The sequence below is a fragment of the Streptococcus oralis genome, from assembly GCF_003943825.1.
GTDB lineage: Bacteria > Bacillota > Bacilli > Lactobacillales > Streptococcaceae > Streptococcus > Streptococcus oralis_CD.
In genome coordinates this window covers 97,056-118,794 of sequence record NZ_RJNJ01000003.1, presented here as the reverse complement: position 1 = coordinate 118,794, position 21,739 = coordinate 97,056, and the positions used below count along the sequence as shown (strand labels likewise).

19 protein-coding genes and 1 other annotated feature are annotated in these 21,739 nt (G+C 41.3%); of the genes, 16 read left to right on the top strand and 3 right to left on the bottom strand.

The features are described 5' to 3' along the window. The first annotated feature begins 28 nt into the window (after window positions 1–28). Window positions 29–841 (top strand): LicD family protein, encoded by an 813-nt coding sequence (locus D8863_RS03680; RefSeq protein WP_044020565.1) that lies wholly within the window; start codon window positions 29–31, stop codon window positions 839–841. Window positions 842–884: 43 nt separating this feature from the next. Further along, window positions 885–3,413: an MBL fold metallo-hydrolase gene (locus D8863_RS03675; protein WP_125441113.1), complete on the top strand. Its 2,529-nt coding sequence runs from the start codon at window positions 885–887 to the stop codon at window positions 3,411–3,413. 45 nt (window positions 3,414–3,458) lie between these two features. On the opposite strand, the gene D8863_RS03670 is transcribed toward D8863_RS03675, so the two are convergent. Beyond that, complete coding sequence (locus tag D8863_RS03670) at window positions 3,459–4,937, bottom strand: oligosaccharide flippase family protein (protein WP_000789708.1); 1,479 nt, start codon at window positions 4,935–4,937, stop codon at window positions 3,459–3,461. A gap of 122 nt (window positions 4,938–5,059) precedes the next feature. Here D8863_RS03670 and mecA point away from each other — a divergent pair, with 122 nt between their 5' ends. The 11 genes from mecA to D8863_RS03610 all read left to right on the top strand — a co-directional run bounded on the left by mecA (window position 5,060) and on the right by D8863_RS03610 (window position 16,786). Continuing rightward, the gene (gene mecA / locus D8863_RS03665; protein WP_000782704.1) at window positions 5,060–5,800 is read left to right on the top strand and encodes an adaptor protein MecA; all 741 of its coding nucleotides are present in this window, start codon (window positions 5,060–5,062) and stop codon (window positions 5,798–5,800) included. Window positions 5,801–5,947: 147 nt separating this feature from the next. Then, window positions 5,948–7,234 (top strand): homoserine dehydrogenase, encoded by a 1,287-nt coding sequence (locus D8863_RS03660; protein WP_000216364.1) that lies wholly within the window; start codon window positions 5,948–5,950, stop codon window positions 7,232–7,234. Between the two features lies 1 nt (window position 7,235). Next, the gene (thrB, locus tag D8863_RS03655; RefSeq protein WP_125441112.1) at window positions 7,236–8,105 is read left to right on the top strand and encodes a homoserine kinase; all 870 of its coding nucleotides are present in this window, start codon (window positions 7,236–7,238) and stop codon (window positions 8,103–8,105) included. 99 nt (window positions 8,106–8,204) lie between these two features. Beyond that, window positions 8,205–9,143 (top strand): peptide-methionine (R)-S-oxide reductase MsrB, encoded by a 939-nt coding sequence (gene msrB / locus D8863_RS03650; RefSeq protein WP_125441111.1) that lies wholly within the window; start codon window positions 8,205–8,207, stop codon window positions 9,141–9,143. Between the two features lie 59 nt (window positions 9,144–9,202). Further along, the gene (locus D8863_RS03645; protein WP_125441110.1) at window positions 9,203–10,927 is read left to right on the top strand and encodes an ABC transporter ATP-binding protein; all 1,725 of its coding nucleotides are present in this window, start codon (window positions 9,203–9,205) and stop codon (window positions 10,925–10,927) included. Window position 10,928: 1 nt separating this feature from the next. Further along, on the top strand, window positions 10,929–12,677 hold the full coding sequence (locus D8863_RS03640; protein WP_125441109.1) for an ABC transporter ATP-binding protein: 1,749 nt from the start codon (window positions 10,929–10,931) through the stop codon (window positions 12,675–12,677). A gap of 104 nt (window positions 12,678–12,781) precedes the next feature. Beyond that, the gene (locus D8863_RS03635) at window positions 12,782–14,041 is read left to right on the top strand and encodes a TRZ/ATZ family protein (protein WP_125441108.1); all 1,260 of its coding nucleotides are present in this window, start codon (window positions 12,782–12,784) and stop codon (window positions 14,039–14,041) included. Between the two features lie 61 nt (window positions 14,042–14,102). Beyond that, window positions 14,103–14,238, top strand: a sequence feature (ribosomal protein L10 leader region). Between the two features lie 38 nt (window positions 14,239–14,276). Next, window positions 14,277–14,777 (top strand): 50S ribosomal protein L10, encoded by a 501-nt coding sequence (rplJ, locus tag D8863_RS03625; protein ID WP_001287273.1) that lies wholly within the window; start codon window positions 14,277–14,279, stop codon window positions 14,775–14,777. Between the two features lie 74 nt (window positions 14,778–14,851). Then, a complete protein-coding gene (gene rplL, locus D8863_RS03620) occupies window positions 14,852–15,220 on the top strand; it encodes a 50S ribosomal protein L7/L12 (RefSeq protein WP_001196964.1) in 369 nt (122 codons plus the stop codon). Between the two features lie 232 nt (window positions 15,221–15,452). Further along, window positions 15,453–16,355, top strand: a complete 903-nt coding sequence (locus D8863_RS03615; RefSeq protein ID WP_125441107.1) for a DUF2268 domain-containing putative Zn-dependent protease — start codon at window positions 15,453–15,455, stop codon at window positions 16,353–16,355. A 62-nt stretch (window positions 16,356–16,417) separates the two neighbouring features. After that, a complete protein-coding gene (locus D8863_RS03610) occupies window positions 16,418–16,786 on the top strand; it encodes an EXLDI protein (protein ID WP_000559015.1) in 369 nt (122 codons plus the stop codon). A 160-nt stretch (window positions 16,787–16,946) separates the two neighbouring features. Here the strand turns inward: D8863_RS03610 and D8863_RS03605 are convergent, their stop codons facing one another. Further along, a complete protein-coding gene (locus tag D8863_RS03605; RefSeq protein ID WP_125441180.1) occupies window positions 16,947–17,432 on the bottom strand; it encodes a GNAT family N-acetyltransferase in 486 nt (161 codons plus the stop codon). 31 nt (window positions 17,433–17,463) lie between these two features. After that, the gene (gene gdhA / locus D8863_RS03600) at window positions 17,464–18,810 is read right to left on the bottom strand and encodes an NADP-specific glutamate dehydrogenase (protein WP_125441106.1); all 1,347 of its coding nucleotides are present in this window, start codon (window positions 18,808–18,810) and stop codon (window positions 17,464–17,466) included. 205 nt (window positions 18,811–19,015) lie between these two features. Here gdhA and D8863_RS03595 point away from each other — a divergent pair, with 205 nt between their 5' ends. The 3 genes from D8863_RS03595 to sodA all read left to right on the top strand — a co-directional run bounded on the left by D8863_RS03595 (window position 19,016) and on the right by sodA (window position 21,697). After that, on the top strand, window positions 19,016–19,951 hold the full coding sequence (locus D8863_RS03595; RefSeq protein WP_125441105.1) for a dihydroorotate oxidase: 936 nt from the start codon (window positions 19,016–19,018) through the stop codon (window positions 19,949–19,951). Between the two features lie 33 nt (window positions 19,952–19,984). Next, window positions 19,985–21,022, top strand: coding sequence for a DNA polymerase III subunit delta (gene holA / locus D8863_RS03590; RefSeq protein ID WP_125441104.1), 1,038 nt, complete (start codon window positions 19,985–19,987; stop codon window positions 21,020–21,022). Window positions 21,023–21,091: 69 nt separating this feature from the next. Further along, the gene (gene sodA / locus D8863_RS03585; RefSeq protein ID WP_125441103.1) at window positions 21,092–21,697 is read left to right on the top strand and encodes a superoxide dismutase SodA; all 606 of its coding nucleotides are present in this window, start codon (window positions 21,092–21,094) and stop codon (window positions 21,695–21,697) included. Window positions 21,698–21,739: the final 42 nt, after the last annotated feature.

The window sequence follows — 21,739 nt, the reverse complement described above, 5'->3', positions numbered from 1 at the left end:
TATAGTCAAATTTAGGAGAATAGAACCTATGTCTGAAAGAACTTTAACTCTTGAAGAAATCAAGCAAGTAGAATTGGATATTTTAAAGTATCTACATGAGCTTTGTGAACAACATCAAATCAAATACTTTATTGATTTTGGAACCTTACTAGGAGCTGTACGCCATAAAGGATTTATCCCTTGGGATGATGATACAGATATTTCCTTGGCGCGTGATGAATTTGAAAAACTGTATAAGGTTTTACAAAATGAAAATCATCCCTACTACAAATTGATTTCATTCAGAGAAACAAAGGGATATCCATACAGTTATATGAGAGTCTATGATGTAAGGACTCGTCGAGATGCTAACCTCGTAGACCCAACGGTCGTATTGGGAACTTGCGTTGACATTTTTCCATATGATGGTGTCGTAACACAGGAAAGTGACCGTAAGAAAATGAAGCTCTACAAATATTTCATTCGCCTTTCTTCTTTGAATTTTAAAGGGATCAAGTCTGAGAATGGTGGACTTAAAAACCTCCCTCGTTATATGGGATCAGCTATTTTCCGCTTAACTTCCCCACAGCTATGGAATCAAAAATTAGAGAGCCTTGCTTTGAAGTATAGTGTAGATCAAGCAACAGATCTTACTTGTACTATCTATGACCCTTATTATCCAAATGGTATAAAAAAAGAATGGCTCTATGATTTGATTGATATGCCTTATGAAAACATTGTGGTCAAGGTTCCGAGAAAATACCATGAAATACTTGTCTACGAATTTGGAGAAAACTATATGACTCCACCACCTATTGAGCAACAAGTCCCAGGAGGGGATAAAAATTATTGGATTGATTAGATTTTTAAAAGTTGCTTATTGTTAAGATAAAGGAGTTTTCAAGGTGAAAAATAAATGGTTATTAAAATCAGTCAGCTATAGTGTTCTCGCATTCTTTCTATTACTGATTCAGTTATCGCAAGGAGTAGATGCAGATACTATCTCTGCAGGTTCGGGCAATCGTATCCATTTCATAAATACTAAAGCAAAATCTGGGAGTGACGCCATCCTTCTGGAAAGCAATGGTCACTATGCTTTGATTGATATGGGAGAAGACTATGATTTTCCTGATGGGAGTGACTCACGCTATCCAAGCCGCTGGGGAATTTCCATGAGAAATTATCAAGTATTGGAGGATCGATTGATTCGCCACTTGGATCAAATAGGTGTAAAAAAATTAGATTTTATTATAGGAACTCATGTTCATAGTGACCATATTGGTGGAGCAGACGAAATACTCAATCGATATCAAGTCGGTAAGTTTTATTTGAAAAAATATTCAGATGATCGGATCACAGCAAACTGGGGACTATGGGATAATCTTTTCAATTATGATAATGCTTTGAGAGCAGCTCAAAAACGAGGAGTTACACTTATCCAGAATATTTCAGATGAGGATAGTCATCTAAAATTAGGTGATATGGATATCCAACTCTACAACTATAAGAATGAATATGATGCTGAAGGGAATCTGAAAAAAGTTCGAGATGATAACTCCAACTCCATCGTTTCAGTGGTGACTGTGGCAGGAAAGAGAATCTATCTTGGTGGAGATTTGGATAATGCCGAAGGAGCAGAAGATAAGTTAGGTCCAGTTATCGGTAAGGTTGATATGATGAAATGGAACCACCATTATGATGCGACAATTTCAAATACGATTAATTTCCTTGAAAACTTATCACCAAAAATGATTATTCAGACAACTGGTGGAGATATTAATGTTGCTTCAACCAGAGAATACCTTCAGAAGAAAAATATTCAGGTTCTTCATGCTGCGAGCCAAACTCAAGACGCTACCGTTTTTGATATTAGCGATAAAGGATTTGCAAATGTTTCAAATTCCTTCCCTAATATCCCTGTAGTTGACGAAAAATGGTATCAAGAAGATGGTTATTGGAAATATCGTTTGACTGACGGAGAAATGGCTATCGGCTGGAGAGAGATTGGCGGAGCCACTTATTTCTTTAATGGAAAAGGACAAATGCAAGCAGGTCGCTGGCTTCACCTTAACGACGACTGGGGAGAAAATGCCAAAGGGAATGATTACTATCTGAACCAAAATGGTAAAATGCAAACTGGTGGTTGGTTCAAACTAGATGACTCTTGGTATTATATCCAATCAAATGGTGCTAGACGATTTAGCGAGCTCTCTGAAATTGGAGGGAAAAAGTATCTCTTTGCTGCAGATGGGAAGATGCTAACAGGACACCAAGTCTATAATGGCAAGAAGATGTTCTTTAGCGAAAGTGGTGCACTCCAAACAGCAGGTAAGCCTTCAACATGGCAAAAGATTGATTCAAATTGGTATTTCTATGATGAGGATGGGCTAAAGACCATCGGTAAAAAGAATATCAATGGAAGCACATACTACTTTAATCAAGAAGGTATCATGCAAACTGGCTGGGCATTTGTTGATGGTCACTGGAACTATTTTGCAAGTTCTGGAGCTATGAAAACCGGCTGGGTCAAGGATCAGGAAACATGGTATTATCTGGATAAAGATGGCATCATGTTAACTGGTAGACAAGATATAAATGGTGTTCGTTACTATTTGAATGCTAGTGGTGCCATGCAGACTGGCTGGAAGTGGCAAGAAAATAGCTGGTACTTCTATACGAACTCAGGTGCTATGAAAACTGGTTGGTTGAAAGATAAAGAATCATGGTATTATTTGGATCCAGAAACTGGTATTATGGCTGTAGGATCTAAAGAGATTGACGGTAAGAACTATTTCTTCAGCTCTGCAGGTACTATGCAAGTTGGATGGCAGTGGTCAAATGATTCTTGGCATTACTACGCTACGTCGGGCGCACTCCAAACTGGTTGGTTGAAAGATGGTGATGTCTGGTATTATCTTGAAGGTAAGGAAGGCGTTATGTTAGTCGGCCTCCATCAAGTAGATGGTAAGCAATATTACTTTAGCAAATCTGGTGCCATGCAAACAGGCTGGAAATGGTTTGATAATCATTACCGTTACTTTGAATCAAATGGAGCCATGAAAACTGGTTGGATAAAAGACAAAGGCGTCTGGTATTATCTAAATCCTGAAGATGGCATCATGTTGGTTGGCCTTCATAAAGTAAATGGTGATCATTATTACTTTGATGAATCAGGAGCTATGCAAACGGGTTGGAAACAGCTTGATGGTAATTGGTACTATTTCCAAGCTAATGGTTCTTTGTTGAAGAACGCAACAACACCTGATGGTTACAAAGTAAACGAAGAAGGAATCTGGAAACAGGCTGTTGCTGCTGTAAATAGCGATGCAGTCAAGCCAGAACAGAAACAAGAAGCTAATTCCTCTATTGTTGAACAACCTAAACAAGATTCAAATCTAGAAGCCAACGCTTCTGAAAAGAAAGAAAACGAATAAAGAAGAAATCCCCTACTGGCAACTAATTTATCAGTAGGGGATTTTTTAATTTCGTTTTAATTTTGCAAGTACAAGGTTCAGTGCATAGTGGAGTGTTTTGTCTTTGGTGATAAAGAGGGTCAAGAGGTAATAGATACCACAAGTTGCTACGGTAGAAAGAACCATGAGAATCATATTGAAGTTTACTGTGTAGGAATTGATTTGGAAAATCATCTTGAAAATATAGAAGATTGGGATAAAACCAAGGGATATAATGCTATAACGTGTTAAGGTTATAAAAATTTCTTTTAAACTAATCAGTTGATGTTTCTTGATAAAATGAATTTCAAGTAAAACAACGATAGTTTCTGCAATAATGGTCGTAGCGATGTAATACTCAGGTGCAAAAATATTATTGAAATACAAGATGCTATTTAATAGTATATTGGCACCACCACCAAGGAAGTAGAAGGCAGTTAAGCGATTTTCATGATCGTTAATAAAGATAATCTGTTTACCAAGAATCAACTCAATAGCCCATATGATGGTGCGAAAAGCGAAGACGCTAGTTACGATACCCGCTTCAAGATATTTTTCAGAAGAATAAATAACAGTTGCGTACCGCCCCAATATCATAATCCCGATACTAGTTGGAACCATAAGGAAATAGAATAAGGATGCCGCTTGATTCACGAGATAATTATAGGACTTGTAATCCTTTTTCCCGAGATAGTAGCCGAGGCGTGGAATACTGACGTTGATAGCTCCACTCAAGACACTGGCAATCAACATGACGATACTATAGGCAATTGTATAATAGGAAATATAGTTTTCATCTGGTCCCTTGGTGATAAACATTCTGTCTAGCAAGGTATAAAGCATATTAGCGTTTGCTAAGAGAAGCATAGTAAAGAGCGGTTTAGAAGCTTTAGCAAGTTCGACGAAACCGATCTTAACAAAAGAAACTTCTCTCTTAATCCAAAGAAAACTGAGCAGGTAGTTGAGGATAGTGGTCGCTGTCATAACGATAGCATAAGGAACGATATCATCTGCCGTTTTAACGAAGGCGAAGATAGCGACCAGCATGGTAATTCGAATGATTAATGTTTTGTAGAGGATGAAGGCATAGTTTTCATAAGCCTCGTTCATCCATTCGATATTGAGAAATTGGAAGAGTGCTTGGGCCCCTAGGATGTAGTAGAGGACTTTCAGATTCTCAATGCTGGTGTCAAAGAAGATAATGAGGAAGTAGATACCAGTGGTCAGGAGGGAGGTGAAAACCGAGATATAAAACAACTTAGAAAAGACGTAGTTGATTTTATTCTTGTCATCCTTGACCTTACTGATAGCTCGAATCCCGTAGTTGTATATTCCAAAGGCAGCTAGTGGAATAACGAAACTTGCCCAGGTATTGGCTGTATTGAAATAACCGTAATTGGATTTGCTGAGAATCCGCGTCAGATAAGGATTGGTTATCAGTGGAAAAACGATATTGAGAATATTGACCAGCAAGCTGGCCAAGGCATTTACTTTTATATTTTTCATTGAACTTTCTTTCTTAAATCTAAAATCATATCTAGTATTATATCACATTCTCGCTTCATTCTTTTGATAAAATCGTAAAAATCTAGTATAATAGATAGACTGAAAGTATGAGGTTACTAGATATGAAGATGAAACAAATTAGTGATACAACACTGAAAATCACAATGACTTTAGATGATTTGATGGACCGAGGAATGGAGATTGCAGACTTTCTCGTTCCTCAGGAAAAAACTGAAGAGTTTTTCTATGCTATTCTAGATGAGTTAGAGATGCCAGACAATTTCTTGGATAGTGGCATGCTGAGTTTCCGCGTGACGCCAAAACCTGATAAGGTGGACGTCTTTGTGACCAAATCCAAGATTGACCAAAATCTGGATTTTGAAGATTTGGCGGATCTACCAGACATGGAAGAATTAGCCCAAATGTCGCCAGATGAATTTCTCAAAACCTTGGAAAAGAGCATTGCAGATAAGACCAAGGACGATATTGAGGCCATCCAATCTCTAGAGCAGGTCGAAGCAAAGGAAGAAGAGCAAGAGCAGGCAGACAAGGAGACTGAGAGTAAGAAAGAACCTTATATCTACTATATCCTGCGCTTTGCAAGCCTTGCTGACTTAGTTGCTTTTGCAAAGACGGTTAACTACCAGATGGAAACCTCTGAGCTCTATAAGATGAATGGGCACTACTATTTGACAATCTTAGTCGATGTAGAAAATCATCCTAGTCCATATCCGGCCTGGCTCTTGGCTCGTATGCGTGAATTTGCAGACGACAGTGACATCAGTCGTTCCGTTTTGCAAGAGTATGGGCAAATATTGATTAACCATGACGCAGTTCTCGGTCTGCAAAAGATTCGTTCATAATTTTTAAAATCAATTTTCATTTATCAAGAAAGACGAATCATGGGATTCGTTTTTTCTTTTCTAGATCGAAATAGTGATTTACTATAATAGGAATTTTCACAAAATTCTGTTATAATGGCTATATCAGAAAATTTCTAGGAGACAAACATGACAGTTAAAATTGCTTTACTCGGATTTGGTACCGTTGCAAGTGGTGTGCCATTCCTACTAAAGGAAAATGGAGAAAAAATCGTTCAGTCAGCTCATTCAGAGATTGAAGTAGCCAAGGTATTGGTCAAGGATGAAGATGAAAAGAACCGCTTGCTTGCAGCAGGAAATGACTTTAACTTTGTGACCAATGTAGATGATATTTTATCAGACAAGGACATTACTATTGTAGTGGAATTGATGGGGCGTATCGAACCAGCTAAGACCTTTATCACTCGTGCCTTAGAAGCTGGGAAACACGTTGTTACTGCTAACAAGGACCTTTTGGCTGTCCATGGTGCAGAATTGCTAGAAATCGCTAAAGAGCATAAGGTAGCACTTTACTACGAAGCAGCAGTTGCTGGTGGGATTCCAATTCTTCGTACTTTGGCAAATTCATTAGCTTCTGACAAAATTACGCGCGTTCTTGGTGTCGTTAACGGAACTTCCAACTTCATGATGACCAAGATGGTCGAAGAAGGCTGGTCTTACGATGATGCTCTGGCTGAAGCACAAAGACTTGGATTTGCAGAAAGCGACCCTACAAATGACGTGGATGGGATTGACGCAGCCTACAAGATGGTGATTTTGAGCCAGTTTGCTTTTGGTATGAAGGTTGCCTTTGACGATGTAGCCCACAAGGGAATCCGCAACATCACACCAGAAGACGTAGCTGTAGCCCAAGACCTTGGCTATGTAGTGAAATTGGTTGGTTCTATCGAGGAAACTCCTTCAGGTATTGCTGCAGAAGTGACTCCAACCTTCCTTCCTAAAGCACATCCACTTGCCAGTGTGAATGGGGTAATGAACGCTGTTTTTGTAGAATCTATCGGTATCGGTGAATCTATGTACTACGGACCAGGTGCGGGTCAAAAACCGACTGCAACAAGTGTTGTAGCAGATATTGTCCGTATCGTTCGTCGCTTGAATGATGGTACTATTGGTAAAGACTTCAACGAATATAGCCGTGACTTGGTTTTGGCAAATCCTGAAGATGTTAAAGCAAACTACTATTTCTCAATCTTGGCACCAGACTCAAAAGGTCAGGTCTTGAAATTGGCTGAAATCTTTAATGCCCAAGATATTTCCTTCAAGCAAATCCTCCAAGATGGCAAAGAGGGTGACAAGGCGCGTGTAGTGATTATCACTCATAAGATTAATAAAGCACAACTTGAGAATGTTTCAGCTGAGTTGGCCAAAGCTTCAGAATTTGACCTCTTGAATACCTTCAAGGTGTTAGGAGAATAGGATGAAGATTATTGTACCTGCAACCAGTGCCAATATTGGGCCAGGTTTTGATTCGGTCGGTGTAGCTGTAACCAAGTATCTTCAAATTGAGGTTTGTGAAGAACGGGATGAGTGGTTGATTGAACACCAGATTGGCAAATGGATTCCCCATGACGAGCGTAATCTCTTGCTCAAGATTGCCTTGCAAATTGCGCCAGACTTGCAACCGAGACGCTTGAAAATGACCAGCGATGTTCCCTTGGCGCGTGGTTTGGGTTCTTCTAGCTCGGTTATCGTTGCTGGGATTGAACTGGCTAACCAACTGGGCAAGCTCAACCTATCTGACCATGACAAATTGCAGCTGGCGACTAAGATTGAAGGGCATCCAGACAATGTGGCTCCAGCTATCTATGGAAATCTTGTTGTTGCGAGCTCTGTTGAAGGGCAGGTTTCTGCGATTGTGGCAGATTTCCCAGAGTGTGATTTTTTAGCTTATATTCCCAACTATGAATTGCGCACTCGCGATAGCCGTGGTGTCCTTCCTAAGAAATTGTCCTACAAGGAAGCTGTTGCAGCTAGTTCTATCGCCAATGTGGCGGTTGCAGCCTTGTTGGCAGGAGATATGGTGACTGCTGGGCAAGCAATCGAGGGGGACCTCTTCCATGAGCGCTATCGTCAGGACCTAGTGAGAGAATTTGCGACGATTAAGCAAGTAGCTAAAGAGAATGGTGCCTATGCAACCTACCTCTCTGGTGCTGGGCCAACAGTGATGGTCTTGGCCTCTCATGACAAGATGCCGGCTATTAAGGCAGAATTGCAAAAGCAACCTTTCAAAGGCAAACTGCATGACTTGAAAGTTGATACGCAAGGTGTCCGTGTCGAAGCAAAATAAAGAATAGAAGATAGGATGGGGAAATTCTCGACCAGAGGACTTCCTATCCTTTTTTTGAAAAAAAGGATAGTTTAAAAACTTGATAAAGGAGAAATAAAGATGGCAGAAATTTATCTAGCAGGTGGTTGTTTTTGGGGCCTAGAGGAGTATTTTTCCCGAATTGCTGGAGTGCTAGCAACCAGTGTCGGCTACGCTAATGGCCAAGTCGAAACGACCAATTACCAGTTGCTCAAGGAAACAGACCATGCAGAGACTGTTCAAGTGATTTATGATGAGAAAGCAGTGTCACTTAGAGAGATTTTGCTTTATTATTTCCGTGTTATTGATCCCTTGTCTATTAACCAACAAGGGAATGACCGCGGTCGCCAATATCGAACGGGAATCTATTATCAGGATGAAGCAGACTTGCCAGCTATCTACACAGTGGTGCAGGAGCAGGAGCGTATGCTGGGTCGAAAGATTGCAGTAGAGGTGGAGAAACTTCGTCACTACATTTTAGCAGAAGACTACCATCAAGACTATCTTAAGAAGAATCCTTCCGGTTACTGTCATATCGATGTGACCGATGCTGAGAAGCCATTGATTGACGCCTCTAACTATGAAAAGCCTAGTCAAGAGGTGTTAAAGGAAAGCTTAACTGAAGAGTCTTACCGTGTTACGCAAGAAGCTGCTACAGAGGCTCCATTTAGTAATGCTTATGACCAGACCTTTGAAGAAGGGATTTATGTAGACATCACGACGGGTGAACCTCTTTTTTTCGCTAAGGATAAGTTTGCTTCAGGTTGTGGTTGGCCAAGTTTTAGTCGTCCGATTTCTAAGGAGTTGATTCACTATTACAAGGACCTGAGCCATGGAATGGAGCGAATCGAGGTTCGTTCTCGCTCAGGCAATGCTCACTTGGGTCATGTTTTCACAGATGGACCTCAGGAGTTAGGTGGCCTGCGTTACTGTATTAATTCTGCTTCCTTACGCTTTGTAGCCAAGGATGAGATGGAAAAAGCAGGATATGGCTATCTATTACCTTACTTAAACAAATAAAACTGAGAGGGTGGGGCTTCCCACTTTCTTCATTTCCAGAATAAGAATAGAAGGGACTTATGAAACACTTACTATCTTACTTCAAACCCTACATCAAGGAATCGATTTTGGCACCCTTGTTCAAGTTACTAGAAGCTGTTTTTGAGCTCCTGGTTCCCATGGTGATTGCAGGGATTGTTGACCAGTCCTTGCCCCAGAGAGATCAAGGACATCTTTGGATGCAGATTGGCCTGCTCCTTATCTTTGCAGTAATTGGTGTTTTAGTGGCCTTGGTAGCCCAGTTTTACTCAGCCAAGGCAGCGGTTGGTTTTGCCAAAGAACTGACAGACGACCTTTATCGTCATATTCTTTCCTTACCCAAGGATAGCAGAGATCGTTTGACAACTTCGAGCTTGGTGACTCGCTTGACTTCGGATACCTACCAGATACAGACTGGTATCAATCAATTCCTGCGCCTCTTTTTGAGAGCGCCTATTATCGTTTTTGGAGCCATTTTTATGGCCTATCGCATCTCGGCTGAGCTGACTTTCTGGTTCTTAGTTATGGTTGTCATTTTGACGATTGTCATTGTCGGTCTCTCTCGACTGGTCAATCCTCTCTACAGCAGTCTCAGAAAGAAAACGGATCAGCTGGTTCAGGAAACGCGCCAGCAATTACAAGGCATGCGAGTTATTCGTGCTTTTGGTCAGGAAAAACGAGAGTTACAGATTTTTCAAACCCTTAACCAAGTTTATGCTAGATTGCAAGAAAAGACGGGTTTCTGGTCTAGTTTGTTAACACCTCTGACCTATCTGATTGTCAATGGAACTCTTCTTGTCATCATCTGGCAGGGCTATATTTCAATTCAAGGAGGTTTACTCAGTCAAGGTGCTCTTATTGCCCTTATCAACTACCTCTTACAAATTTTGGTGGAATTGGTTAAGCTCGCCATGCTGATAAATTCCCTCAACCAGTCCTATATCTCAGCCAAGCGAATTGGGGAAGTTTTTACCGAAGCTCCAGAAGATATTTTTTCAGAATTAGAAGAAAAGCAAGCTACCGGTGATCGGGTTTTGAAAGTCCAAGAATTGACCTTTACCTATCCCGATGCGGCTCAAGCTTCTCTGAGAGACATTTCCTTTAATATGACTCAAGGGCAGCTCCTTGGTATCATCGGGGGAACTGGTTCAGGTAAATCAAGCTTGGTGCAAGTCTTACTTGGACTTTATCCAGTAGATAAGGGGAGCATTGACCTTTATCGAAATGGACGTAGTCCTCGTAATCTTGAGCAATGGCGGTCTTGGATTGCCTATGTGCCCCAAAAGGTCGAACTCTTTATGGGAACTATTCGTTCCAACTTGACTTTGGGTTTCAATCGAGAAGTGTCTGACCAGCAACTCTGGCAGGCCTTGGAGATTGCGCAAGCTAAGGATTTTGTCAGTGAAAAGGAAGGACTCTTGGATGCCCTGGTTGAGGCTGGCGGTCGAAATTTCTCAGGTGGACAAAAACAAAGGCTGTCTATCGCATGTGCAGTCTTGCGCCAAGCTCCATTTCTCATCTTAGATGATGCGACCTCGGCCCTCGACACCATTACCGAGTCCAATCTCTTGAAAGCTATCCGAGAGAATTTACCTAACACGAGCTTAATCTTGATTTCTCAACGGAATTCGACACTTCAGATGGCTGACCAGATTCTCCTCTTGGAAAAAGGTGAGTTACTAGCTGTTGGCAAGCACGATGACTTGATGAAGACTAGCCAAGTCTATCGCGAAATCAATGCATCCCAACATGGAAAGGAGGACTAGCATGAAACGACAAACTGCAAACCAGACGCTCAAACGTTTGGCCATAGATTTAGCAAGCCATCCCTTCCTCCTTTTCCTTGCCTTTCTAGGAACTATTGCCCAAGTTGCTTTATCGATCTACCTACCTATCTTGATTGGGCAGGTCATTGACCAGGTCCTTGTGGCTGGTTCTTCACCAATTTTTTGGCAGATTTTCATCCAGATGATCTTGGTGGTCATAGGAAATACTCTGGTACAATGGGTCAATCCTCTTCTCTATAATCGCCTAATCTTCTCTTATACCAGAGATTTACGAGAGCGAATTATTCATAAGCTCCATCGGTTACCGATTGCTTTTGTGGATCGGCAAGGCAGTGGAGAGATGGTCAGTCGAGTGACCACAGACATAGAGCAGCTGGCAGCCGGCTTGACCATGATTTTTAACCAATTTTTCATTGGTGTTTTGATGATTTTGGTTAGTATTTTAGCCATGATCCAAATTCATCTCCTCATGACCCTCTTGGTCTTGCTGTTGACACCACTATCCATGGTGATTTCACGCTTTATTGCCAAACGGTCTTATCATCTCTTCCAGAAGCAAACAGAGACGAGGGGAATTCAGACTCAGTTGATTGAAGAATCGCTTAGCCAGCAGACTATTATCCAGTCCTTCAATGCTCAGACAGAGTTTATCCAAAGACTGCACGAGGCGAATGGCAACTACGCAGGTTATTCTCAGTCAGCTATCTTTTATTCATCAACGGTTAATCCTTCGACTCGCTTTGTCAATGCACTCATCTATGCTCTTCTTGCTGGAGTGGGAGCTTATCGTATCATGATGGGTTCAACCTTGACCATTGGGCGTTTAGTAACTTTTTTGAACTATGTTCAGCAGTATACCAAGCCCTTTAACGATATCTCTTCAGTGCTAGCTGAGTTGCAAAGTGTTCTCGCTTGCGCAGAGCGCGTCTATGCTGTCTTAGAAAGTCCAGAGGTGGCTGAAACAGGTAAGGAAGTCTTGACCAGTGACCAAGTTAAGGGAGCCATTTCCTTTAAGCATGTTTCTTTTGGTTACCATCCTGAAAGGATCTTGATTAAGGATTTGTCTATCGATATCCCAGCTGGTAGCAAGGTAGCCATCGTTGGTCCGACAGGCGCTGGTAAGTCAACTCTCATCAATCTCCTCATGCGTTTTTATCCTATTAATTCAGGAGATATCTTGCTAGACGGTTGTTCCATTTACGACTATACCCGAGCGTCATTGAGACAGCAGTTTGGGATGGTACTCCAAGAAACCTGGCTCAAGCAAGGGACCATTCATGACAATATTGCCTTTGGAAATCCTGATGCCAGTAGGGAGCAGGTGATTGCTGCCGCAAAAGCAGCCAACGCAGACTTTTTCATCCAACAGTTGCCACAGGGATACAATACCAAGTTGGAAAATGCAGGAGAATCTCTCTCTGTCGGTCAAGCCCAGCTCTTGACCATCGCCCGAGTCTTTCTAGCTATTCCAAAGATTCTTATCTTAGACGAGGCGACTTCCTCCATCGATACACGGACAGAGGTGCTAGTACAGGATGCCTTTGCCAAACTCATGAAGGGGCGCACAAGCTTTATTATTGCTCACCGTTTGTCAACCATTCAGGATGCGGATTTGATTCTTGTCTTGGTAGATGGTGACATTGTAGAGCATGGTAACCATCATGATCTCATGGATAGAAAGGGCAAGTATTACCAAATGCAAAAAGCTGCGGCCTTTAGCTCTGAATAAGTCATTCCTACCCATTTAAATTCTTAATGACACTAAAAGTTGCCTTCGGGTGACTTTTTTGTTACAATAGCTAGAAAAAATCAAGGTCTTAGAAGGAGAAAACAATGAAAGTCTATCAGCATGTAAATATCGTGACTTGTGACCAAGATTTCCATGTTTATTTGGATGGTGTCTTAGCCGTTAAGGATTCTCAAATCGTCTATGTCGGCCAAGAGGAGCCAGAGATTTTAGAGCAAGCTGAGCAGATTATAGACTATCAGGGAGCCTGGATCATGCCTGGTTTGGTTAATTGCCACACCCATTCTGCCATGAAAGGTTTGCGAGGAATTCAGGATGACAGCAATCTCCACGAATGGCTCAATGACTATATCTGGCCAGCAGAAGCAGGATTTACTCCCGATATGACTACCAAGGCAGTCAAAGAAGCTCTGACAGAGATGCTCCAGTCAGGAACAACAACCTTCAACGATATGTATAATCCCAATGGTGTGGATATTGAGCAAATTTATCAGGCAGTTAAGGCTTCCAAGATGAGTTGTTATTTCTCACCGACCCTCTTTTCTTCAGAGGCAGAAACAACTGCTGAGACCATAAGCAGAACCCGAGCCATCATAGAGGAAATCTTAGGATATGAAAACCCAAATTTCAAGGTTATGGTAGCTCCACATTCTCCCTACAGCTGTAGTAGAGACTTGCTGGAAGCGAGCTTAGATATGGCAAAAAAGCTGGACATTCCTATCCATATCCATGTGGCAGAGACCAAGGAAGAGTCAGGAATTATCCTCAAACGCTATGGCAAACGTCCCCTCGCCTTTCTAGAAGAACTGGGTTATTTAGATTATCCGTCTGTCTTTGCTCATGGGGTCGAGCTAAACGAGAGAGAAATTGAACGCTTGGCGACTTCTCAAGTGGCTATCGCCCACAATCCTATTAGTAACCTCAAACTGGCCTCAGGAATCGCTCCAATCAACCAACTCCAAAAAGCAGGAGTAGCAGTTGGAATTGCGACTGACTCGGTTGCTTCCAATAACAATCTAGATATGTTTGAGGAAGGACGGACAGCAGCCCTTCTTCAGAAGATGAAGAGTGGAGATGCTAGCCAATTTCCTATCGAGACAGCCCTTAAGGCACTGACAATCGAAGGAGCTAAGGTTCTAGGAATGGAAAAGCAGATAGGAAGCCTAGAAGTCGGCAAACAGGCAGATTTTCTGGTCATTCAACCACAAGGAAAAATCCATCTTCAACCTCAGGGAAATATGCTCTCTCACCTGGTTTATGCTGTCAAATCCAGTGATGTAGATGATGTTTATATCGCTGGAGAACAGGTGGTTAAGCAAGGCAAAGTTTTGACAGTAGAGATTTAAAAAAATTTAAAAAAAGTTTGCAAAAATCTTGCATTCTTTTTTTGTCTATGCTATACTTATATACGGTTTGAAAAAACTGCCTAAGACAGTAGGGGAGCTCGACTCATAAAGATCCTACCGAGGACAAAACGTATCATGTAAAAAGAAGCGTATTGTACTTTCGTGTCTAGGTTTGGGCGCGTTTTTCTTTTGAAAAAATTCCCCAAGCAAAATAATTACGGAGGTGAACACACTAATGAGTGAAGCAATTATTGCTAAGAAAGCGGAACTAGTTGACGTAGTAGCTGAGAAAATGAAAGCTGCTGCATCTATCGTCGTTGTAGACGCTCGTGGTTTGACAGTTGAGCAAGATACAGTTCTTCGTCGTGAGCTTCGTGGAAGCGAAGTTGAGTATAAAGTTATTAAAAACTCAATCTTACGTCGTGCAGCTGAAAAAGCTGGTCTTGAAGATCTTGCATCAGTATTTGTTGGACCATCTGCAGTAGCATTTTCTAACGAAGATGTTATCGCACCAGCGAAAATCTTGAACGATTTTGCTAAAAACGCTGAAGCACTTGAAATCAAAGGTGGTGCAATCGAAGGCGCTGTCGCATCAAAAGAAGAGATTCTTGCACTTGCAACTCTTCCAAACCGCGAAGGACTTCTTTCTATGCTCCTTTCTGTACTTCAAGCGCCAGTGCGCAACGTTGCTCTTGCAGTCAAAGCGGTTGCAGACAACAAAGAAGACGCAGCTTAATCTTAAGCTACGCAGCGTAGCCTAGCTACGGAAAAACGATTATAAAATTAAAAACTTATTTGGAGGAAATAACAATGGCATTGAACATTGAAAACATTATTGCTGAAATTAAAGAAGCTTCAATCCTTGAATTGAACGACCTTGTAAAAGCTATCGAAGAAGAATTTGGTGTAACTGCAGCTGCTCCTGTAGCTGTTGCTGCAGCTGGTGCTGCTGACGCTGGTGCTGCTAAAGACTCATTTGACGTTGAGTTGACAGCTGCTGGTGATAAAAAAGTTGGCGTTATCAAAGTTGTACGTGAAATCACTGGTCTTGGACTTAAAGAAGCTAAAGAACTTGTTGATGGTGCACCAGGTGTCATCAAAGAAGGCGTTCCAACTGCAGAAGCTGAAGAAATCAAAGCTAAATTGGAAGAAGCTGGAGCTTCAGTTACTCTTAAATAATAGAGCAACTACATTAGTAGCTTAAAAACATGATTAAACCGCTATTCTCAGGAGTAGCGGTTTTTTCTGTTACGATTTTAAATGGGTAAACCTACTTGAAATTATGGTCTGATACGAAAGTTCTAGTTTTTTTACTAACAATTACTAGAATCTTGATATAATTTCAATTTTCTTCTTGACCCTGACCTTAGGGAAGGGATTATACTAATAGTAGATAAGAAAGGAGTTTATTATGCAAATCAATACGATTCGTTCAGATAAAGTTTATCAGGAGATGCTCGAGCTTCCTTTAGAAAAGAGAGAAGGTCTCTTTCGAGCTAAGATTTTAGCACCTTTTGCTTCCAAATACCAAACTCAACACATTCCTCTGAAAGCGAAGTATCCTGGAGGATTTGATGCTCTATTTCTACTTGGATTTATGAATCAGTTGCCCGCAACTCTCTCGGAAGAGGATAGACCAGCTATCAACGCTCTGAGCTCTGATCAACTCTGGCAGGACTGCCAGGAAACCATCAAGAGGAGTATCGGTCTTTTTAAGCAAGCTGGCTATGATTTAGAGGTTGAGGATTACCATTTTACTATTTTATTGGGCAACCCTGAAAAGGCCATGTTACAGCTCCATAAGGGTTACAGCGGAGATGGTGGAATCCCAGGTTATCTCATGTTAAGCATACTGCCTAATGACTATACTTTGCCACGTATTCAAGCGGCATTGGCTCACGAGTGCAATCACAATGTCCGCTTCCAATTTATCAAATGGAATCAGCAGACGACACTAGCAGACTGGGTAGTCAGTGAAGGATTGGCAGAGTCTTTTGCGGCTGAGCTCTATGGTAAGGATCTCATTGGGCCTTGGGTTACTTCAACCAGTCCAGAGCAGTTAGAAGAGATTAAGCCCATCATCTCAAGTCAGCTTCAGCTAACAGGTATGGCGGAAATGGCTCCTTATCTTTACGGTGATGAAATTGCTGAGATTCAAGGTCAAATACCGGTTGGTATGCCTTATGCTGCAGGCTATGCTTATGGCTATCATCTTATACAAGCCTATCTGAAAAAGACTGGCAAGAGCATTATTGAGGCCACAGTAACACCAACAGAAGAGATTTTAGAGGCGACTGAAGACTTTTGGAAATGACACTTTTGTTTGAAAATTTGCCAGAACATGATATAATGTAGGTAATTTCAGGAGGTGATAGTATGCACTATAAAAGAATTGAATTGAAGGTGACAGATCAAGGAATTCATGAGCGCAAGATTTTTCAAGGTGTTAAGATTTTCAGTCGTAGCAAGTTATCTAAAGATCAGAAAAGCATTCTAACACAGAAGCTTTACCTGACTCCGAAGCAAAACATCGTTTACTATCAACGGACAGATGTCAACTATGACCAGAACTGGCAGCATAATAAGGACTATTACGAATTAGCTTATGGTCAGTTGGACAGAGAGACTGTTTTTAAGGTTTGTCAAGATTTTGACGAACTAAGTCCTTTTCTGGAAAATGAGCTACTTGAGAAGCTAAAAGAAAAGCAGTTAACAGGCAAATTTTTTGAAAAATTAGATATATAAAAATCCGGCTGCTTTTATAAGCAGTCGGATTTATTCTAGTGTGATAGTGCTGAAACAATACCTTTACTATCATAGCCTAGGCTATATTTTTAAAAGTTGTTTTAGCTGTGTTGAGGGTGTTAGTACTGATGCCCTCAACTCGATCAGAGTGTATTGACATCTATTCATCTGATAAGAGGGATTTTATCATCCAGATATTCATAGCTGGGTGGCCGGCGGCGTTAGAAAGTGGTTCTTGCAGTGATGTGAAACCATAGTGTTGATAGATGGCTACAGCAGTAGCCAGTTCAGTAGAAGTTTCTAGATAAAGCTGTTCATAACCAGCTAGACGGGCCTCATGGAATATCCGCTTTATCAACCTACTGGAATAACCTTTGCCACGGCTATTTTTAGTGACATACAGTTTTTGTAATTCAGCAATCTTATCAGACACAGGTGCAAAGCCACCACAGCCAACCAGCTGACCTTCATCTTCCAGAATAAAGTAAGCTGCTCTCTCTTGCTGTTGATAGTAGTCGGACAAATGATCTAGATGAGAATCAAAGTAGACAGTTCCAGGTTTGTCAAGCCCGAATTCTTCAAGACTAGCTCGAATGAGCTGCGCTACAGCTGGATTATCTCTTACTTCCATTGGCCGTAAGTTCATCATTTGTCCTCCGATAGGATGTATCGACTAATTAAACAATACCTTGTGCAATCATAGCGTTTGTTACGTTTTCGAAGGCAGCGATATTTGCTCCTGCAAGGTAGTCAGTACCAAGTCCGTATGTTTCAGCAGTTGTTTTAGCTGTATTGAAGATGTTGGTCATGATGTCTTTGAGGCGTCCATCAACTTCTTCACGGGTCCATGAAAGGCGAAGGCTGTTTTGGCTCATTTCAAGCGCTGATACAGCTACACCACCAGCGTTGGCAGCTTTGGCAGGTCCGTAAAGGATTCCGTTTTCTTTGTAGACTTTAATCGCATCAAGGTCACTAGGCATGTTAGCACCTTCAGATACACAGATAACGCCTTGAGCAACCAAACGTTTAGCTGCTTCACCGTTGATTTCGTTTTGAGTCGCACATGGAAGAGCGATGTCGTAGTTACCAGCGTAAGTCCATACAGAACCTTCATGGTAAGTAGCAGTTGCTTTCTCAGCTGCATACTCAGTCAAACGAGCACGGCGTTTTTCTTTAACATCAACCAAAAGATCGAAGTCAATACCATTTTCGTCGATGACATAACCATTTGAGTCAGATACAGAGATAACAGTTGCACCAAGTTCAGTCGCTTTTTGAAGAGCATATTGAGCTACGTTACCAGAACCTGAAATTACCACTTTCTTACCAGCAAAACTGTTACCATTAGCTTTGAGCATTTCTTCAGTGTAGTAAACCAATCCATAACCAGTTGCTTCTGGACGAATCAAGCTACCACCAAATCCAAGAGGTTTACCAGTCAAGACACCCGCATCAAATTGGTTAAGACGTTTGTATTGTCCGTAAAGGTAACCAATTTCACGTCCTCCAACACCGATATCACCAGCAGGTACATCAAGAGATGGTCCGATGTATTTTTGCAATTCAGTCATGAAGCTTTGGCAGAAGCGCATCACTTCAGCATCAGTCTTCCCTTTAGGATCGAAGTCTGATCCACCTTTACCTCCACCGATTGGAAGTCCAGTCAAAACGTTTTTAAAGATTTGTTCGAAGCCAAGGAATTTCAAGATCCCTTGGTTTACAGTTGGGTGGAAACGAAGTCCGCCTTTATATGGTCCAACAGCTGAGTTGAATTGAACACGGTAACCACGGTTGACTTGGACTTTTCCCTCACGGTCCACCCAAGGAACACGGAAAGAAATCACGCGCTCAGGCTCAGTGATACGTGCCAAGATGTTTTCTTCGATATACTCAGGATGTTTTTCAAATACAGGTTCCAAAGTGCTGAAGAATTCTTCAACCGCCTGGAGAAATTCAGCCTCATGCCCGTTACGAGCTTTCACAGTTGCAAACACGCTTTGGATATAGTCTTTAGCAGATGTCATATCGTTCTCCTTTTTGTTGTTATATTTTATTACATGAGCCATTATAGCAGAATTTTTTTTGAGTGTAAAGAAAAAAACAGAAATTTTCTAAAAATTCTTTCAATTTACAAAACCGAACGTTTTATATAGAAATTAGTTTCTCAAAGAGAAAATCTTAAAGTATGGTATAATATTAGAAATAAAAGGAATCTGGAGGATCAGAATCATGGTATCAACGAAAACACAAATAGCTGGCTTTGAGTTTGATAATTGCTTGATGAATGCAGCAGGTGTGGCTTGTATGACGATAGAAGAGCTTGAAGGAGTCAAAAACTCAGCGGCGGGAACCTTTGTCACAAAGACAGCGACCTTGGACTTTCGTCAGGGGAATCCTGAACCACGTTATCAGGATGTTCCACTTGGTTCTATCAACTCCATGGGCTTACCAAATAATGGCTTAGACTACTATCTGGACTATCTTTTGGACTTGCAGGAAAAAGAGCCAAACCGAACTTTCTTCCTATCTTTAGTTGGCATGTCTCCAGAAGAAACACATGCCATCTTGAAAAAAGTTCAAGAGAGTGAATTCAAAGGACTGACAGAGCTTAATCTCTCTTGTCCAAACGTTCCAGGAAAACCTCAGATTGCCTATGATTTTGAAACAACAGACCGTATCTTGTCAGAGGTATTTGCCTACTTTACCAAACCTCTTGGAATCAAGTTGCCACCATATTTTGATATTGTCCACTTTGACCAAGCGGCAGCTATTTTTAACAAGTATCCACTCAAATTTGTTAACTGTGTTAACTCTATCGGGAATGGTCTCTATATCGAAGATGAGTCTGTCGTTATTCGCCCTAAAAACGGTTTTGGAGGCATTGGTGGAGAGTATATCAAACCGACTGCTCTAGCGAATGTGCACGCCTTTTACCAACGTTTAAATCCCCAAATCCAAATCATCGGAACGGGTGGCGTTCTTACGGGTCGTGATGCCTTTGAACATATCCTCTGCGGTGCGAGTATGGTGCAAGTAGGGACCACTCTTCACAAAGAAGGTATCAGTGCTTTTGAACGCATTACCAATGAACTGAAAGCTATTATGGAGGAAAAAGGGTACGAGAGACTAGAAGATTTCCGTGGGAAATTGCGCTATATTGACTAAATTAAATCGAAAAATCAGAAGAAAGGAGAGAAGATGCTAGCCATTGAAGACAGTCAGAAGTTGACGTTATCAAATCTATCTAGCTTGAATCTATTTACAGGGACAGACCAGGGTCAGTTTGAAGTTATGAAGAGTCAAGTGTTGAAGCAGATTGGTTATGATCCAGCTGATCTCAATTTTGCTTACTTTGATATGAAAGAAGTGGCTTATAAAGACTTAGAGTTGGAGCTGGTTAGTCTCCCTTTCTTTGCGGATGAGAAAATCGTGATATTAGACCATTTTGTCGATATCACAACAGCCAAGAAACGTTTTTTAACAGATGATGAGCTCAAGTCATTTGAGGCATACCTTGATAACCCTTCGCCAACAACCAAGTTATTGATTTTTGCAGAAGGAAAGTTGGATAGTAAAAGACGGTTGGTCAAATTGCTCAAACGAGATGCGACTGTTTTTGATGCTATTGAACCCAAGGAACAAGAACTCCGCCAATATTTCCAAAAATGGAGCCAAAAACAAGGTTTGCAGTTTGCGGAAAAGTCTTTTGAAAATCTACTCATCAAGTCTGGTTTTCAGTTTAGCGAAATCCAGAAAAATCTCCTCTTTTTACAGTCTTATAAGTCAGATGGCATGATAGAGGAGAAGGATATTGTCGAGGCTATTCCAAAGACTTTGCAGGACAATATTTTTGATTTGACTCAGCTTATCTTGGGCAAAAAGATCGACCAGGCCCGTGACTTGGTTAGAGATTTGACCTTGCAAGGGGAGGATGAGATCAAGCTCATAGCTGTCATGTTAGGACAGTTTCGAACCTTTACCCAAGTGAAGATTTTATCAGAGACTGGTCAGACGGAATCGCAGATTGCAAGCAGTCTGGGAACTTACTTGGGGCGCAATCCTAATCCTTATCAAATCAAGTTTGCACTGAGAGATTCGAGAGGGATTTCCTTGACTTTCCTCAAGCGAGCGATTTCTTATTTGATTGAAACAGACTACCAGATTAAGACAGGTGTCTATGAAAAAAGTTACTTGTTTGAAAAGGCACTCTTGCGGATTGCGACAGAGGCAAATTGAGCAAAAAACTTGAAAAAAGAGGATGATTGCGTTATCATTTTCTTATAGAAAGAAAAAGAGGTATTACAGATGGCTATTATCTTACCAGACCTTCCATACGCATACGACGCTTTGGAACCATACATCGATGCTGAAACAATGCACTTGCACCATGACAAACACCATCAAACTTATGTCAACAATGCGAATGCTGCTCTTGAAAAACACCCTGAAATCGGTGAAGACCTTGAAGCTTTACTTGCTGATGTAGAATCTATCCCAGCTGATATCCGTCAAGCACTTATCAACAATGGTGGTGGACACTTGAACCACGCTCTTTTCTGGGAATTGATGACTCCTGAAAAGACTGCTCCTTCAGCAGAACTTGCAGCAGCAATCGATGCAACATTTGGTTCATTTGAAGAGTTCCAAGCAGCCTTTACAGCAGCAGCTACAACTCGCTTCGGTTCTGGATGGGCATGGTTGGTTGTCAACAAAGAAGGGAAGCTTGAAGTGACTTCAACAGCAAACCAAGACACACCAATCTCAGAAGGCAAAAAACCAATCTTGGGCTTGGACGTTTGGGAACATGCTTACTACGTGAAATACCGCAACGTTCGTCCTGACTACATCAAAGCTTTCTTCTCAGTGATTAACTGGAACAAAATAGACGAGCTTTACGCAGCAGCCAAATAATAAAATATGGAGGGAAGAATTGTTCTTCTCTTTTTAAGGTTT

What these genes read in the sequence shown, in the direction of transcription:
- D8863_RS03680 (WP_044020565.1), top strand. Translation starts at nt 29, where the DNA reads ATGTCTGAAAGAACTTTAACTCTTGAAGAAATCAAGCAAGTAGAATTG.
- D8863_RS03670 (WP_000789708.1), bottom strand. Translation starts at nt 4,937, where the DNA reads ATGAAAAATATAAAAGTAAATGCCTTGGCCAGCTTGCTGGTCAATATT.
- mecA (WP_000782704.1), top strand. Translation starts at nt 5,060, where the DNA reads ATGAAGATGAAACAAATTAGTGATACAACACTGAAAATCACAATGACT.
- D8863_RS03660 (WP_000216364.1), top strand. Translation starts at nt 5,948, where the DNA reads ATGACAGTTAAAATTGCTTTACTCGGATTTGGTACCGTTGCAAGTGGT.
- thrB (WP_125441112.1), top strand. Translation starts at nt 7,236, where the DNA reads ATGAAGATTATTGTACCTGCAACCAGTGCCAATATTGGGCCAGGTTTT.
- msrB (WP_125441111.1), top strand. Translation starts at nt 8,205, where the DNA reads ATGGCAGAAATTTATCTAGCAGGTGGTTGTTTTTGGGGCCTAGAGGAG.
- D8863_RS03645 (WP_125441110.1), top strand. Translation starts at nt 9,203, where the DNA reads ATGAAACACTTACTATCTTACTTCAAACCCTACATCAAGGAATCGATT.
- D8863_RS03640 (WP_125441109.1), top strand. Translation starts at nt 10,929, where the DNA reads ATGAAACGACAAACTGCAAACCAGACGCTCAAACGTTTGGCCATAGAT.
- D8863_RS03635 (WP_125441108.1), top strand. Translation starts at nt 12,782, where the DNA reads ATGAAAGTCTATCAGCATGTAAATATCGTGACTTGTGACCAAGATTTC.
- rplJ (WP_001287273.1), top strand. Translation starts at nt 14,277, where the DNA reads ATGAGTGAAGCAATTATTGCTAAGAAAGCGGAACTAGTTGACGTAGTA.
- rplL (WP_001196964.1), top strand. Translation starts at nt 14,852, where the DNA reads ATGGCATTGAACATTGAAAACATTATTGCTGAAATTAAAGAAGCTTCA.
- D8863_RS03615 (WP_125441107.1), top strand. Translation starts at nt 15,453, where the DNA reads ATGCAAATCAATACGATTCGTTCAGATAAAGTTTATCAGGAGATGCTC.
- D8863_RS03610 (WP_000559015.1), top strand. Translation starts at nt 16,418, where the DNA reads ATGCACTATAAAAGAATTGAATTGAAGGTGACAGATCAAGGAATTCAT.
- D8863_RS03605 (WP_125441180.1), bottom strand. Translation starts at nt 17,432, where the DNA reads ATGAACTTACGGCCAATGGAAGTAAGAGATAATCCAGCTGTAGCGCAG.
- gdhA (WP_125441106.1), bottom strand. Translation starts at nt 18,810, where the DNA reads ATGACATCTGCTAAAGACTATATCCAAAGCGTGTTTGCAACTGTGAAA.
- D8863_RS03595 (WP_125441105.1), top strand. Translation starts at nt 19,016, where the DNA reads ATGGTATCAACGAAAACACAAATAGCTGGCTTTGAGTTTGATAATTGC.
- holA (WP_125441104.1), top strand. Translation starts at nt 19,985, where the DNA reads ATGCTAGCCATTGAAGACAGTCAGAAGTTGACGTTATCAAATCTATCT.
- sodA (WP_125441103.1), top strand. Translation starts at nt 21,092, where the DNA reads ATGGCTATTATCTTACCAGACCTTCCATACGCATACGACGCTTTGGAA.